The following is a 13,935-nucleotide window of genomic DNA, read 5'->3' as shown; positions in this document are numbered from 1 at the left end:
CCGGCCCGGAGCCGCGCGCGGTCGACCGGTGCCTGCGGACCCTCGGCGTGGACAGGGTGCCCCTCGTTCTGCTGAGCCACTTCCACGCCGACCACGTCGACGGCCTGCCCGGGGTGCTGCGCGGGCGCGCGGTCGGGGCCGTGGAGACGACGTCGCTCGCCGAACCCCCGGGCCGGGCAGCCTTCGTCCGCCGCGAGGCCGGGCGCGCGCACGTGCCGGTGACCACGGCCCGGCCGGGGGAGCGCGGCAGGCTGGGGGAGCTGGAGTGGGAGGTGCTGTGGCCGCCGCCCGCGGGCACGTCGGCCGTGGCGGAGGAGGGCCCCAACGACGCCAGCGTCACCCTGCTGGTCCGCAGCGGCGGCCTGACCGCACTGCTCCTCGGCGACCTCGAACCGCCCGCTCAGCAGGCCCTCGCGGAGGCGTATCCCGGGCTGCCCGCCGTGGACGTCCTGAAGGTCGCCCACCACGGCTCCGCGTACCAGGACCCCCAGTTGATACGCAGGGTCCGCCCGCGCCTGGCCGTCGTCTCGGCCGGTGCAGGGAACCCGTACGGGCACCCGTCGCCGCGCACGCTCGCCGCGCTACGGGAGCAGGGTGCGGCCGTGGTCCGCACGGACGCCGACGGGCCGGTCGCGGTGACGGGCGCGGGGAGGGAGGTCGCGGCGGTCACGAGGGCTTCCGTGGGCCGGCGGAGAACAGGGACGAGAAGACAGGGACGAGAAAAACAGGGCGGGAGGGCAGGGATGAGAAAACAGGGACGGGAGGGCAGGGACCAAGGACCACGGGACGAGAGAGCAAGAACACAGAGATGCAGGACCACAGCCCGATGTCACCGGCCCCGGCCTGAGGGATAACTGACCCATGGACAAGATCATCAGCGACGAGGCGGCCGACGCCTACCTGAGCCGCATCGGCGTCACCCGCCCCTCCGCGCCGGACCTGGAGGCGCTGCGCGAGCTCCACGTCCGCCACCTGCAGGCGGTGCCCTTCGAGAACCTCTCGGTCCACCTGGGCGAGGAGGTCGTGCTGGACCCCGCCGCCCTCGTGGCCAAGGTGACCGCCGGGCGCGGCGGATTCTGCTACGAACTCAACGGCGCCTTCGCCGCGCTGCTGAGCGCCCTGGGCTACCGGGTCACGCTGCTGGCCGGGCGGGTGGTGGGGCCGGACGGCGCGTTCGGGCCGCCCTTCGACCACCTCGCGCTGCGGGTCGACGCCGAGGAGCCGTGGCTGGTGGACGTCGGCTTCGGCAGGAACAGCCACTACCCGCTGCGCTTCGACGAGCGCGGGGAACAGCCCGACCCCGCCGGGACCTTCCGGATAGCCGAGACGGAGGACGGGGACCTCGACGTCATCAAGGACGGTGAGCTGCAGTACCGCCTCGAACACCGGCCCCGGGAGCTTGCGGACTTCGAGGGCGGCTGCTGGTGGCACCGCACGTCGCCCAAGTCCCTCTTCACCCGCGCGGTGATCTGCTCGATGCTCGCCGGCGAGGGCCGGGTCACCATCAGCGACCGCACCCTGGTGACCACCGGACCGACGGGCCGTCAGGTGCTGGCGCTGACGGAGGAGGAGATCCTGCCCGCCTTCCGGGAGCACTTCGGTATCGAGCTGGAGCGCGTACCGCAGGCGGGCCCGTCGCAGGCACGCCCGGCGCAGGCGGGCGGTCCGCAGGAGGCCGGAGCGCAGGCGGGCGGTCCGGTCCCCGCGGAGGGGTGAGTCACTCCCTTTCGAGCCAGCCGTCGTACTCCTCGGCGAGCTCGCGCAGGGCGGCGAGGTCGAGTTCCCCTTCCGGGTCCTCCAGGACGACCAGCCACTGGGCGTCCTCGGCGTCGTCCTCGCCGGCCAGCGCCTCGCGCACTATCTGCGGGTCGTCGTCCAGGGTGAAGCGCTGGGCGGCCTCCTCGGCCGCCTCCTCGGCGGCGTCACGGTCGGGAAGCACCAGGAGGTGTCGTACGGAATCGGTATCTGAAGAGAGATAACGGCTGCTCACACGCACATTGTGCGATACCGGAGGACGGCTGCGCGGGGGGAGGTGTCAGTAGCGCGTGGGATGCTGGATGCGATGGCCAGGAAGACTGCAACCGACGATCTGCTCGCCCCCCTCACGCTCGCCGTGGGCCAGGAGGATCTCCTGCTGGACCGCGCCGTCCGGGAGGTGGTCGCGGCCGCCCGCGCCGCCGACGCCGACACCGACGTCCGCGACCTCACCCCCGATGCGCTCCAGCCGGGCACCCTCGCCGAGCTGACCAGCCCCTCGCTCTTCGCCGAGCGCAAGGTCGTGATCGTCCGCAACGCCCAGGACCTCTCGGCGGACACGATCAAGGACGTGAAGGGGTATCTCTCCGCGCCTGCCGAGGAGATCACCCTGGTGCTGCTCCACGCGGGCGGCGCCAAGGGCAAGGGCCTGCTGGACGCGGCGCGCAAGGCCGGGGCGCGCGAGGTCGCCTGCCCCAAGATGACCAAGCCTGCCGACCGGCTGGCGTTCGTGCGGGGCGAGTTCCGGGCCACCGGCCGCTCCGCGACGCCCGAGGCCTGCCAGAGCCTGGTGGATGCGATCGGCAGCGACCTGCGGGAGCTGGCCAGCGCCTGCGCGCAGCTCGTCGCCGACGTCGACGGCACGATCGACGCCGCCGTCGTCAGCCGCTATTACACCGGCCGCGCCGAGGCCTCCAGCTTCACCGTCGCCGACCGCGCGGTGGAGGGGCGGACCGCCGAGGCGCTGGAGGCGCTGCGCTGGTCGATGTCCACGGGCGTCGCGCCCGTCCTGATCACGAGCGCGCTCGCCCAGGGCGTCCGCGCCATCGGCAAGCTCGCCTCCGCCCCCCGCGGGGCGCGGCCCGGGGACCTGGCCAGGGATCTCGGGATGCCGCCGTGGAAGATCGACCGGGTGCGGCAGCAGATGCGCGGATGGTCGGCGGACGGGGTGGCCGCGGCGCTGATCGCTGTCGCGGAGGCCGACGCCGGCGTCAAGGGTGGCGGTGACGATCCGGAGTACGCGCTCGAAAAGGCGGTCGTCGCCGTCGCGAGGGCGGCCCGTAGCCGCGGCTGAGCATCTTCAGCACCATCCGTCCTTGATCGCTGAAGGGGTCAGAACATGTTCTGACCCCTTCAGCGATCAAGGACGGACGAGGACGGACGAGGTCCGAAAACCCCAAAGGCCCCGAAAACCCCAAAGGCCCCGGGTCACCCTTGGGGAAAGGGTGACCCGGGGCCCGGGTTCGTTCATCGAGCCGTGAGGCTCATGCCGCGCCCGCGTGGCGAACGACCGTGCGCGGCGGGGTGCCGTACCGGAGCGGTAGAGAGGGTCCGCTGGGTCCGGTGCCGGCGAAGGACCGGGGCTCACGCCCCGGAAAGGCTTCAGCCCTTGAGGGCGGCAACCTGCTTGGCCAGCGCCGACTTCTTGTTGGCGGCGGCGTTCTTGTGCAGGACACCCTTGGTGGCGGCCTTGTCGAGCTTCTTGCCGGCCAGGGCGACGGCGGCGGTGGCCTTGGCGGCGTCACCGGCGACGATGGCCTCGCGGGCCGCACGGACAGCGGTCTTGACCGCGGACTTGACGGCCTTGTTACGCAGGCGCGCCTTCTCGTTGGTCTTGTTCCGCTTGATCTGGGACTTGATGTTCGCCACGAAAGAGCCTTTTCAGGTTCGTTGGATTTCGAGTACTGCGTGGTGTGACCACCGTGTAGAGGGCACGACAGGCACAGTGGACCAGGCTACCAGTAGCCCCTCCGGCCGCCCAAACCGGACCGAGCCCGCCGGTCATGGGACGATGGGGGAGTCGTATACCCGACTCCCGCCGAGACCAGCGTTCAAACGCCGAAGTCACCGAATGGATCCTGCGTGCCCGCGACCCCTACCAACGTGCCGGAGCCGAGCCGTACCGACCCGGCTCTGATCCGTAACTTCTGCATCATCGCGCACATCGACCATGGCAAGTCGACGCTCGCCGACCGGATGCTCCAGCTGACCGGCGTGGTCGACCAGCGGCAGATGCGTGCGCAGTACCTCGACCGGATGGACATCGAGCGCGAGCGCGGCATCACGATCAAGTCCCAGGCCGTCCGTCTCCCCTGGGCGCCCACCGAGGCTGCGTCCGATGCGAAGACCGTGGGCGACACCCACATCCTCAACATGATCGACACCCCTGGTCACGTCGACTTCACCTACGAGGTCTCGCGCTCGCTCGCCGCGTGCGAGGGCTGCATCCTCCTGGTCGACGCCGCGCAGGGCATCGAGGCCCAGACCCTCGCCAACCTCTACCTGGCGATGGAGAACGACCTCACGATCATCCCGGTCCTCAACAAGATCGACCTGCCTGCCGCCCAGCCGGACAAGTTCGCCGCCGAGCTCGCCAACCTCGTCGGCTGCGAGCCCGAGGACGTGCTGCGCGTCTCCGCCAAGACCGGCGTCGGCGTGCCCGAGCTGCTCGACCGCGTCATCCGCGAGGTCCCGCCGCCCGTCGGCGTCAAGGACGCCCCGGCCCGCGCGATGATCTTCGACTCGGTCTACGACTCCTACCGCGGCGTGGTCACCTACGTCCGTGTCGTCGACGGCGAGCTCAAGAAGCGCGAGCGCATCAAGATGATGTCGACCGGCGCGACCCACGAGCTGCTGGAGATCGGCACCAACTCGCCCGAGATGCTCCCGGCCGACGGCCTGGGCGTCGGCGAGGTGGGCTACATCATCACCGGTGTGAAGGACGTCCGGCAGTCCAAGGTCGGTGACACGATCACCTCCCAGCAGAACGGCGCCACCGAGGCCCTGGGCGGCTACAAGGACCCGAAGCCCATGGTCTTCTCGGGCCTGTACCCGCTGGACGGCTCGGACTACCCGGAGCTGCGCGAGGCCCTCGACAAGCTCCAGCTCAACGACGCAGCGCTCGTCTACGAGCCGGAGACCTCGGCCGCCCTCGGCTTCGGCTTCCGCGTCGGCTTCCTCGGCCTGCTCCACCTCGACGTGGTCCGCGAGCGGCTCGAGCGCGAGTTCGGCCTGGACCTCATCGCCACCGCGCCCAACGTGGTCTACAACGTGCGGATGGAGGACGGCGCCGAGTACGTCGTCACCAACCCGAGCGAGTTCCCCGAGGGCAAGATCGCCGAGGTGCACGAGCCGGTCGTCAAGGCGACCGTCCTCGCGCCCACCGAGTTCGTCGGCGCGATCATGGAGCTCTGCCAGTCCCGCCGCGGCACGATGCTGGGCATGGACTACCTCTCCGAGGACCGGGTCGAGCTGCGCTACACCCTCCCCCTCGCGGAGATCGTCTTCGACTTCTTCGACCAGCTGAAGTCCAAGACCCGCGGCTACGCCTCCCTCGACTACGAGCCCACGGGCGAGCAGACCGCCGACCTGGTCAAGGTCGATATCCTGCTGCACGGCGACAAGGTCGACGCCTTCTCCGCGATCACGCACAAGGAGAAGGCCTACGCCTATGGCGTGCGGCTCGTCGCCAAGCTGCGCGAGCTCATCCCCAGGCAGAACTTCGAGGTGCCGATCCAGGCCGCGATCGGCTCCCGCGTCATCGCCCGTGAGACCGTCCGCGCCATCCGCAAGGACGTCCTCGCCAAGTGCTACGGCGGTGACATCTCCCGTAAGCGGAAGCTGCTGGAGAAGCAGAAGGAAGGCAAGAAGCGGATGAAGATGGTCGGCAGCGTGGAGGTCCCCCAGGAGGCCTTCATCGCGGTGCTGTCCAGCGACGAGTCCGGGGAGAAGGGCAAGAAGTAACCCCGGCGAGGCGGCCCCGGCGAAGCGACCCGCCGGCACCCGCCTCGCAGCGCCCCGAAAGCGCCCGTTCCCCCTTGGGGAGCGGGCGCTTTTGCGTCATTGGCCGCGCCGGGGGCGCGCCTGCTGGTCACAGCTTCGATAAGCCCATCCCAGGCCCTTACGCAGCGGGCCCGGGCGGCTTACGCTGATCACTGCTTGGAAGGTTACTCGTGAGTCACCAGCAACGATCGGGCCCCGGAGGACGCCGTGACCGAGACACAGGCTTTGATCGAGAACCGGCCGCCCTCCGTGGCGACGATCCTCCTCGAACGCGTCGAGGCGACACCCGACGCGGAGGCCTACCGCTACCCGGTCCCCGCCCCCTCCGGCCAGGGCGCCGAAACCTGGGCCTCGCTCTCCTGGGGTGAGGCGGCCGAGCGGATCTTCGCGATCGCCGCGGGCCTCGCCGACCTCGGCGTACGGGCCGAGGAGCGCGTCGCCCTCTCCAGCGCCACCCGCGTGGAGTGGATCCTCGCCGACCTCGGCGTGCTCTGCTCCGGCGCCGCCACCACCACGGTCTACCCCAGCACCAACGCCGAGGAGACGGCGTTCATCCTCTCCGACTCCGAGAGCCGCGTGCTCATCGCGGAGAACGCGGCCCAGCTCGCCAAGGCCCGCGAGCACCGCGCCGACCTGCCCGGACTCGCGCACGTGGTCGTCATCGACGAGAAGGATGCGGTCGCGGCCGACGGCGACCCCGACGGCTGGGTGCTCTCCCTCGCCGAGCTGGAGCGGCGCGGCGCCGCCCGCCTGGAGGCCGAGCCCGGCACCGTCCGCGACCGGATCGCGGCCCTGCGCTCCGGGCAGCTCGCCACACTCATCTACACCTCCGGCACCACCGGCCGCCCCAAGGGCGTCCGCCTGCCCCACGACACCTGGTCGTACATGGCGCGCGCCATCCAGGCCACCGAGATGGTCCGCCCCGACGACGTGCAGTTCCTGTGGCTGCCGCTCGCCCACGTCTTCGGCAAGGTCCTGACGTGCAGCCAGATCAGCACCGGGCACGTCACTGCCGTCGACGGGCGGCAGGACCGGATCGCCGAGAACCTCAAGGTCGTCCGGCCCACCTACATGGCTTCCGTCCCGCGCATCTTCGAGAAGGTCTACAACGGCGTCGCCGCCAAGGCCCGCGAGGGCGGCGGCGCCAAGTACAAGATCTTCCGCTGGGCCGCCGAGGTCGCCCGCGAGTACGCCAGGGTCTCGCAGGAGAACTTCCGCCGCACCGGCAGCAAGACCGTCCCCTTCGGCCTCGCCGCGCAGCACCGGATCGCCGACGCCCTCGTCTACGCCAAGATCCGCGAGGCCTTCGGCGGCCGGCTGCGCGCCTGCATCTCCGGCGCCTCCGCGCTGCCCGTGGACATCGGCCTGTTCTTCTCCGGCGCCGGCATCCACATCCTGGAGGGCTACGGCCTCACCGAGACCAGCGCCGCCAGCTTCGTCAACCCCGGCGATGCCTACCGCACCGGCACCGTCGGCAAGCCGCTGCCCGGCACCGAGGTCCGCATCGCCGACGACGGCGAGATCCTGCTGCGCGGGCCCGGCGTCATGGCCGGCTACCACGGCCTGCCCGAGAAGACGGCCGAGGTCCTGGAGAGCGACGGCTGGTTCCACACCGGCGACATCGGCGAGCTCTCGCCCGACGGCTACCTGCGCATCACGGACCGCAAGAAGGACCTGATCAAGACCTCGGGCGGCAAGTACGTCGCACCGACCGAGATCGAGGGCCGCTTCAAGGCCCTGTGCCCCTTCGTCTCCAACGCCGTCGTGCACGGCGCCGACCGCAACTACTGCACCGCGCTCCTCGCGCTCGACGAGCCCACCCTCATGACCTGGGCCGCCGAGCACGGCCTGGCGGGCAAGTCCTACGCCGAGGTCGTCGCGGACCCGCGCACCACCGAGCTCGTCGAGGGCTACGTCGAGCGGGTCAACGAGGGCCTGCAGCGCTGGCAGACGATCAAGAAGTTCCGGCTGCTGCCGCGCGACCTCGACGTCGAGCACGGCGAGCTCACGCCGAGCCTGAAGCTGAAGCGGCCGGTCGTGGAGCGGCGCTACAAGGACCTGATCGAGGAGATGTACGAGGGGGCCCGCGAGAAGTGATCGCCGCCGGGTGATCGCCGTGGGGTGGATCACCGGGGTGCATCGCCGCCGGGCGATCCCGGGGAGGTGCCCCGAGGCGTTCCCCGGGCGGTGATCCGGCCGGTCCGGACCGGGGCAGTCCGGACCGGGACGTCCCGGCCCGGCCGGTCCGCTCCGGCGATGCCGGACAATGGACCCATGCCTTCCGTACTGCCTGACGGCGAACCCATGCCCGAGGACGGGGCCCTGCCCGGTCACGCCCTTACCGGCGCCGGGCAGCGGCCGCTCGGGTTCTACCTGCACGTGCCCTACTGCGCGACGCGCTGCGGGTACTGCGACTTCAACACGTACACCGCGAGCGAGCTGCGCGGCTCCGGCGGCGCGCTCGCCTCGCGGGACAACTACGCCGAGACGGTCGCCGAGGAGATCCGCCTCGCACGGAAGGTCCTGGGCGACGACCCGCGCCCCGTCGAGACCGTCTTCGTCGGCGGCGGCACGCCCACGCTGCTGCCCGCCGCCGACCTGGTGCGGATGCTCGCGGCGATCCGCGACGAGTTCGGCCTCGCGGACGGCGCGGAGGTCACCACCGAGGCCAACCCGGAGTCCGTCGACCCGCGCTACCTCGCCGAGCTGCGCGAGGGCGGCTTCAACCGGATCTCCTTCGGCATGCAGAGCGCCCGGCAGCACGTCCTGAAGATCCTCGACCGCACGCACACGCCCGGCCGCCCCGAGGCATGCGTCGGCGAGGCGCGCGCGGCGGGCTTCGAGCACGTCAACCTCGACCTGATCTACGGCACCCCCGGGGAGTCGGACGACGACTGGCGCGCCTCCCTCGACGCGGCGATCGGCGCCGGCCCCGACCACGTCTCCGCGTACGCGCTGATCGTCGAGGAGGGCACCCAGCTGGCCCGCCGCATCCGCCGCGGCGAGGTCCCGATGACCGACGACGACGTCCACGCCGACCGCTACCTCATCGCCGAGGAGGCGCTCACGGCCGCCGGCTTCTCCTGGTACGAGGTCTCCAACTGGGCCACGACCGACGCCGGCCGCTGCCGCCACAACGAGCTCTACTGGCGCGGGGCCGACTGGTGGGGCGCGGGACCCGGCGCGCACTCCCACGTGGGGGGCGTGCGGTGGTGGAACGTCAAGCACCCGGGCGCGTATGCGCAGGCGCTGGCCGAGGGACGGTCGCCCGGGGCGGGACGGGAGGTCCTGGCGGACGAGGACCGGCGGGTCGAGCGGATCCTGCTGGAGCTGCGGCTGCTGGAGGGCTGCCCGCTGTCCTTGCTGCGCCCCGCGGGCGCGGCGGCGGCCGAGCGCGCGCTCGCGGACGGCCTGCTGCAGACCGGGCCGTACGAGGCGGGCCGTGCGGTCCTGACCCTGCGGGGGCGGCTGCTCGCCGATGCCGTGGTGCGGGATCTGGTGGACTGAGCCCCGGTCCCACCCTTTCGCCGTTTCCTGGGGCTGCGCCCCAGCCCCCTGTCCGCGCTGACGCGCGTCGTCCTCAAACGCCGGACGGGCTGGATGCCAGTCCGTCCGGCGTCCGGTCAGGGAGCCGTCACGAAGTCGATCAGTTCTTCGACGCGTCCCAGCAATTCCGGCTCCAGGTCCTTGTACGAGCGCACGCTCGAAAGGATCCGCTGCCACGCGGCGCCCGTATGCACGGGGCGCCACCCCAGCGCCTCGCACACCCCCGTCTTCCAGTCCTGCCCCCGCGGCACCCGCGGCCACTCCCGGATGCCCACCGACGACGGCTTCACCGCCTCCCACACGTCCACGTACGGGTGACCCACGACCAGCGCGTGCTCGCCCGTCACCTCCGCCGCGATCCTGGACTCCTTCGACCCCGGCACGAGGTGGTCGACCAGGACGCCCAGCCGGGCGTCCGGCCCGGGGGCGAAGGAGCGGACGATCGCCGGGAGGTCGTCGATGCCCTCCAGGTACTCGACGACCACGCCCTCGATGCGCAGGTCGTCGCCCCACACCCGCTCCACCAGCTCGGCGTCGTGGCGGCCCTCCACGTAGATGCGGCCCGCCCGGGCGACGCGTGCCCGTGCCCCGGGGACGGCGATCGAGCCGGAGGCGGTCCGTGCCGGTCCCTGGGGGGCGCGTGCCGCACCCGTGGGGCGTACGAGGGTGACGACGCGTCCTTCCAGGAGGAAGCCGCGGGGCTCCATCGGGAAGACCCGGTGCTTGCCGAAGCGGTCCTCCAGGGTGACCGTCGGCCCCTGCGCCGTCTTCTCGCACCGGATCACCGCCCCGCAGAAACCGGTGGTGACCTCCTCGACCACGAGGCCGGCGTCGGCGGCCACCTCGGGTGCGGGCTGCTGCTTCTTCCACGGGGGAGTGAGATCGGGTCCGTACTGTCTGCTGCGCATGGCGATCATTCTTCCGGGGACACGCCGAAGCGCACCGCCAAGGCGTCCCGCTGCGCCCGTACGAACGCCGCGTCCACCACCGCCCCGTGCCCCGGCACGTACAGCGCGTCCTCGCCGCCGAGCGCCAGCAGCCGGTCCAGGGCCGCGGGCCACCGGTGGGGGAGCGCGTCCGGCCCGGCCTGGGGCCGGCCGGACTCCTCCACCAGGTCCCCGCAGAAGACGACCTCGGGCGCCCCGCCCGAGCCCGCGACGAAGACCGCCAGGTCGTGCGCGGTGTGGCCGGGCCCGAGGTTGGCGAGGAGCGCCTGACGCCCGCCGCCCAGGTCCAGCGTCAGCTCCCCGCTGACCGGGTGCCGGGGCGTGACGAGCCGCTCGGCGGCCTCCGCGGCGGCGCCGGGCGCGAGCCCGTACCGTTCCGCGTCCAGGCGCAGCTCCTCGCGCTCGCGCCGCATCAGCTCGGCGGCGCCCACGGCCGCGTACACCTCCGCGCCCGGGAAGGCCGCCGTGCCGAAGACGTGATCGAAGTGGGGGTGCGTCAGAGCGATATACGTCACTCCCCGGCCGAACAGTTCGCGCACCTCGTGCCCGATCTCCGCGCCCTCGGCGACCGTCGAGCCGGTGTCCACGAGCAGCACGCCCGTACTGCCTGTGACGACCCCGACGGTGGCGTCCCACGTCGGCATTCGGCGGCGCGCGACGCCCGGCGCGAGCCGTTCCCACCGTGCTGCATCCCCGTGGCCTTGCTGACCGCTGTCCATAGCAGGACGCTAGCGGGAGCGCGGTACGGTTGCCCGTCCGGCGTCCTGCCGCGGGCACGCGGCGGGGACGGCTCTTGCCCTGCCTGTGGTGCACGGCCGTACACTGGCTGGAGGGCTTTGGCACTCGCGACTGCTGAGTGCCAGGAACGGGCCCCGTAAGACGGTCTGGACTTGGAGGTGCGCGCGATGCTGAGCGAACGCAGGCTCGAGGTGTTGCGCGCCATCGTCCAGGACTATGTGGGTACAGAGGAGCCGGTCGGCTCCAAGGCCCTCACCGAGCGGCACCGGCTGGGCGTCTCCCCGGCCACGGTGCGCAACGACATGGCCGCGCTGGAGGAGGAGGGCTTCATCGCCCAGCCGCACACCAGCGCCGGCCGTATCCCGACCGACAAGGGCTACCGGCTCTTCGTCGACCGCCTGGCGGGCGTCAAGCCCCTGTCGACGCCGGAGCGGCGCGCCATCCAGAACTTCCTGGACGGCGCCGTCGACCTGGACGACGTCGTGGGGCGTACGGTCCGCCTGCTGGCGCAGCTGACCCGGCAGGTCGCGGTGGTGCAGTATCCGTCGCTGACCCGTTCGACGGTGCGCCATGTGGAGCTGCTCTCGCTGGCTCCGGCCCGCGTGATGCTCGTGCTGATCACGGACACCGGGCGGGTCGAGCAGCGCATGATCGACTGCCCGGCCCCGATCGGCGAGATCTCCCTCGCGGATCTGCGCGCGCGGCTCAACAGCCGTGTCGTGGGCCGCCGGTTCACGGACGTCCCGCAGCTGGTGGCGGATCTGGCCGAGTCCTTCGAGCAGGAGGACCGCGGAACCGTTTCTACGGTGCTGGCCACCCTGCTGGAGACGCTGGTCGAGGAGACCGAGGAGCGGCTGATGATCGGCGGCACCGCCAATCTCACCCGTTTCGGTCACGACTTCCCCCTCACCATCCGGCCCGTGCTGGAGGCGCTGGAGGAGCAGGTCGTCCTGCTGAAGCTGCTGGGCGAGGCCAAGGACTCCGGGATGACGGTGCGCATCGGTCATGAGAACGCTCACGAGGGACTGAACTCCACATCGGTCGTCGCCGTCGGCTACGGTTCGGGCGACGAGGCAGTCGCCAAACTCGGCGTGGTCGGACCGACCCGCATGGACTACCCCGGAACGATGGGAGCGGTACGCGCAGTGGCACGTTACGTCGGACAGATCCTGGCGGAGTCGTAAGTGGCCACGGATTACTACGCGGTCCTGGGCGTACGGCGCGACGCCTCGCAGGACGAGATCAAGAAGGCCTTCCGCCGCCTCGCCCGCGAGCTGCACCCGGACGTCAACCCGGACCCGAAGACGCAGGAGCGGTTCAAGGAGATCAACGCCGCCTACGAGGTGCTCTCGGACCCGCAGAAGAAGCAGGTCTACGACCTCGGCGGCGACCCGCTCTCGGCGTCCGGCGGCGGTGGCGGCGCCGGTGGCTTCGGCGCGGGCTTCGGCAACTTCTCCGACATCATGGACGCCTTCTTCGGACAGGCGTCGCAGCGCGGCCCGCGCTCGCGCACCCGGCGCGGCCAGGACGCCATGATCCGTCTCGAAGTGACCCTCGACGAGGCCGCCTTCGGGACGACCAAGGAGATCCAGGTCGACACCGCCGTCGTCTGCACCACGTGCAGCGGCGAGGGCGCGGCCCCCGGCACCTCCGCCCAGACGTGTGACATGTGCCGCGGCCGCGGCGAGGTCTCGCAGGTCACCCGCTCCTTCCTCGGCCAGGTGATGACCTCCCGGCCGTGCCCGCAGTGCCAGGGCTTCGGCACCGTCGTGCCCACGCCCTGCCCGGAGTGCGCCGGCGACGGCCGCGTCCGCTCGCGGCGCACCCTGACGGTCAAGATCCCGGCCGGTGTCGACAACGGCACCCGGATCCAGCTCGCGGGCGAGGGCGAGGTCGGCCCCGGCGGCGGCCCCGCCGGCGACCTCTACGTCGAGATCCACGAGAAGCCGCACACGGTCTTCCAGCGCCGCGGTGACGACCTGCACTGCACGGTCACCATCCCGATGACGGCCGCGGCCCTCGGCACGAAGGTGCCGCTGGAGACCCTGGACGGCGTCGAGGAGATCGACATCCGGCCCGGTACGCAGTCGGGCCAGTCGATCCCGCTGCACCAGCGGGGCGTCACGCACCTGCGCGGCGGCGGCCGCGGCGACCTCATCGTGCACGTCGAGGTCATCACCCCCAACAAGCTCGACCCGCAGCAGGAAGAGCTGCTGCGGCAGCTGGCGAAGCTGCGGGGCGAGGAGCGGCCGATGGGCGAGTTCAAGCCGGGGCAGCAGGGGCTGTTCTCGCGGCTGAAGGACGCGTTCAACGGGCGGTAGGCGCCGGGCCGGGGGTCGCTCCGGGCGCTGAGCGCCCGGCTGCGCACCCCCCTGGTCCTCTACGCACCTGTGTGGTCTTTTTCACCGGACGGGCTCGGATCGAGCCCGTCCGGTGATTGACATGGTCTGTGACACGATGTGGTCATGGCATACGAACCCAGGGTGGCCTCCGTGCTCACCGGCCTGTGCCGGCACCCGGTCGTGCAGGCGCCCATGGCCGGCGGCGTCTCCGGGCCCGCCCTCGCGGCCGCGGTGTCCGAGGCCGGCGGCCTCGGCTTCCTGGCCGCCGGTTACAAGACGCCCGCGGCGATGTACGAAGAGATCAAGCAGCTTCGCGCCCGTACCGCCGCACCCTTCGGTGTGAATCTGTTCATGCCGCAGCCCCCCGCCGCCGACCCGGCCGCGGTCGAGGTCTACGCCGAGCAGCTCGCCGGCGAGTCCGCCTGGTACGAGACGCCGCTGGGCGACCGGGACCACGGCGGTGACGACGCCTACGACGCGAAGCTCGCGATCCTCCTCGACGACCCCGTGCCGGTCGTCTCGTTCACGTTCGGCTGCCCCTCGCCCGAGGCCGTCGCCGCCCTCGCCGCCGCCGGCACGCTGACCGTCGTCACCGTGACCTCGGC

The 13,935-nt window shown here is 71.8% G+C and carries 13 protein-coding genes; 9 read left to right on the top strand and 4 right to left on the bottom strand.

The annotated features are described in order from the left end of the window. Both V7793_RS21600 and V7793_RS21595 read left to right on the top strand, forming a co-directional pair. Positions 1-854 (top strand): ComEC/Rec2 family competence protein (locus tag V7793_RS21600; protein WP_336008958.1); only part of this gene is annotated, 854 nt, incomplete at its 5' end. A gap of 7 nt (positions 855-861) precedes the next feature. Then, on the top strand, positions 862-1,716 hold the full coding sequence (locus V7793_RS21595; RefSeq protein ID WP_336008956.1) for an arylamine N-acetyltransferase family protein: 855 nt from the start codon (positions 862-864) through the stop codon (positions 1,714-1,716). A gap of 1 nt (position 1,717) precedes the next feature. Here V7793_RS21595 and V7793_RS21590 read toward each other — a convergent pair whose 3' ends face one another. Next, entirely contained in the window at positions 1,718-1,990 is a 273-nt protein-coding gene (locus V7793_RS21590; RefSeq protein ID WP_079110497.1) for a hypothetical protein, read from the bottom strand. A 72-nt stretch (positions 1,991-2,062) separates the two neighbouring features. Between V7793_RS21590 and holA the strand changes: the two genes are divergently transcribed. Continuing rightward, positions 2,063-3,049, top strand: coding sequence for a DNA polymerase III subunit delta (holA, locus tag V7793_RS21585; protein WP_336008954.1), 987 nt, complete (start codon positions 2,063-2,065; stop codon positions 3,047-3,049). A gap of 308 nt (positions 3,050-3,357) precedes the next feature. Here the strand turns inward: holA and rpsT are convergent, their stop codons facing one another. After that, on the bottom strand, positions 3,358-3,624 hold the full coding sequence (gene rpsT / locus V7793_RS21580) for a 30S ribosomal protein S20 (RefSeq protein WP_168097138.1): 267 nt from the start codon (positions 3,622-3,624) through the stop codon (positions 3,358-3,360). Positions 3,625-3,837: 213 nt separating this feature from the next. Between rpsT and lepA the strand changes: the two genes are divergently transcribed. The 3 genes from lepA to hemW all read left to right on the top strand — a co-directional run bounded on the left by lepA (position 3,838) and on the right by hemW (position 9,264). Continuing rightward, positions 3,838-5,718, top strand: a complete 1,881-nt coding sequence (lepA, locus tag V7793_RS21575) for a translation elongation factor 4 (protein ID WP_336008951.1) — start codon at positions 3,838-3,840, stop codon at positions 5,716-5,718. Between the two features lie 246 nt (positions 5,719-5,964). Then, entirely contained in the window at positions 5,965-7,854 is a 1,890-nt protein-coding gene (locus V7793_RS21570) for an AMP-dependent synthetase/ligase (protein ID WP_336008949.1), read from the top strand. A 177-nt stretch (positions 7,855-8,031) separates the two neighbouring features. Continuing rightward, positions 8,032-9,264 carry a radical SAM family heme chaperone HemW gene (gene hemW, locus V7793_RS21565; protein ID WP_336008947.1) on the top strand — a complete coding sequence of 411 codons (1,233 nt, stop codon included), beginning with the start codon at positions 8,032-8,034 and terminating at the stop codon, positions 9,262-9,264. A 116-nt stretch (positions 9,265-9,380) separates the two neighbouring features. On the opposite strand, the gene V7793_RS21560 is transcribed toward hemW, so the two are convergent. Together V7793_RS21560 and V7793_RS21555 are read right to left on the bottom strand one after the other, a co-directional pair. After that, positions 9,381-10,211: a DUF3097 domain-containing protein gene (locus tag V7793_RS21560; RefSeq protein WP_336008945.1), complete on the bottom strand. Its 831-nt coding sequence runs from the start codon at positions 10,209-10,211 to the stop codon at positions 9,381-9,383. A 5-nt stretch (positions 10,212-10,216) separates the two neighbouring features. Further along, positions 10,217-10,969 (bottom strand): MBL fold metallo-hydrolase, encoded by a 753-nt coding sequence (locus tag V7793_RS21555; RefSeq protein ID WP_336008943.1) that lies wholly within the window; start codon positions 10,967-10,969, stop codon positions 10,217-10,219. 186 nt (positions 10,970-11,155) lie between these two features. On the opposite strand from V7793_RS21555, the gene hrcA reads away from it, so the two are divergent. The 3 genes from hrcA to V7793_RS21540 form a co-directional block, all read left to right on the top strand. Then, the gene (gene hrcA / locus V7793_RS21550; RefSeq protein WP_179080842.1) at positions 11,156-12,172 is read left to right on the top strand and encodes a heat-inducible transcriptional repressor HrcA; all 1,017 of its coding nucleotides are present in this window, start codon (positions 11,156-11,158) and stop codon (positions 12,170-12,172) included. Continuing rightward, positions 12,173-13,309: a molecular chaperone DnaJ gene (gene dnaJ, locus V7793_RS21545; RefSeq protein WP_336008940.1), complete on the top strand. Its 1,137-nt coding sequence runs from the start codon at positions 12,173-12,175 to the stop codon at positions 13,307-13,309. 162 nt (positions 13,310-13,471) lie between these two features. Next, the coding region (locus V7793_RS21540; protein WP_336008959.1) for a nitronate monooxygenase at positions 13,472-13,935 on the top strand (464 nt) is incomplete at its 3' end.

The sequence above is a fragment of the Streptomyces sp. KLMMK genome, assembly GCF_036961605.1.
Taxonomy (GTDB): Bacteria; Actinomycetota; Actinomycetes; order Streptomycetales; family Streptomycetaceae; genus Streptomyces; species Streptomyces telluris.
This window is presented reverse-complemented; position numbering and strand designations above follow the sequence as displayed.

Bases quoted from the DNA above. Each gene is read 5' to 3' on its own strand.
- V7793_RS21555 (WP_336008943.1), bottom strand. From the start codon at position 10,969: ATGGACAGCGGTCAGCAAGGCCACGGGGATGCAGCACGGTGGGAACGG.
- V7793_RS21560 (WP_336008945.1), bottom strand. From the start codon at position 10,211: ATGCGCAGCAGACAGTACGGACCCGATCTCACTCCCCCGTGGAAGAAG.
- hrcA (WP_179080842.1), top strand. From the start codon at position 11,156: ATGCTGAGCGAACGCAGGCTCGAGGTGTTGCGCGCCATCGTCCAGGAC.
- V7793_RS21595 (WP_336008956.1), top strand. From the start codon at position 862: ATGGACAAGATCATCAGCGACGAGGCGGCCGACGCCTACCTGAGCCGC.
- holA (WP_336008954.1), top strand. From the start codon at position 2,063: ATGGCCAGGAAGACTGCAACCGACGATCTGCTCGCCCCCCTCACGCTC.
- hemW (WP_336008947.1), top strand. From the start codon at position 8,032: ATGCCTTCCGTACTGCCTGACGGCGAACCCATGCCCGAGGACGGGGCC.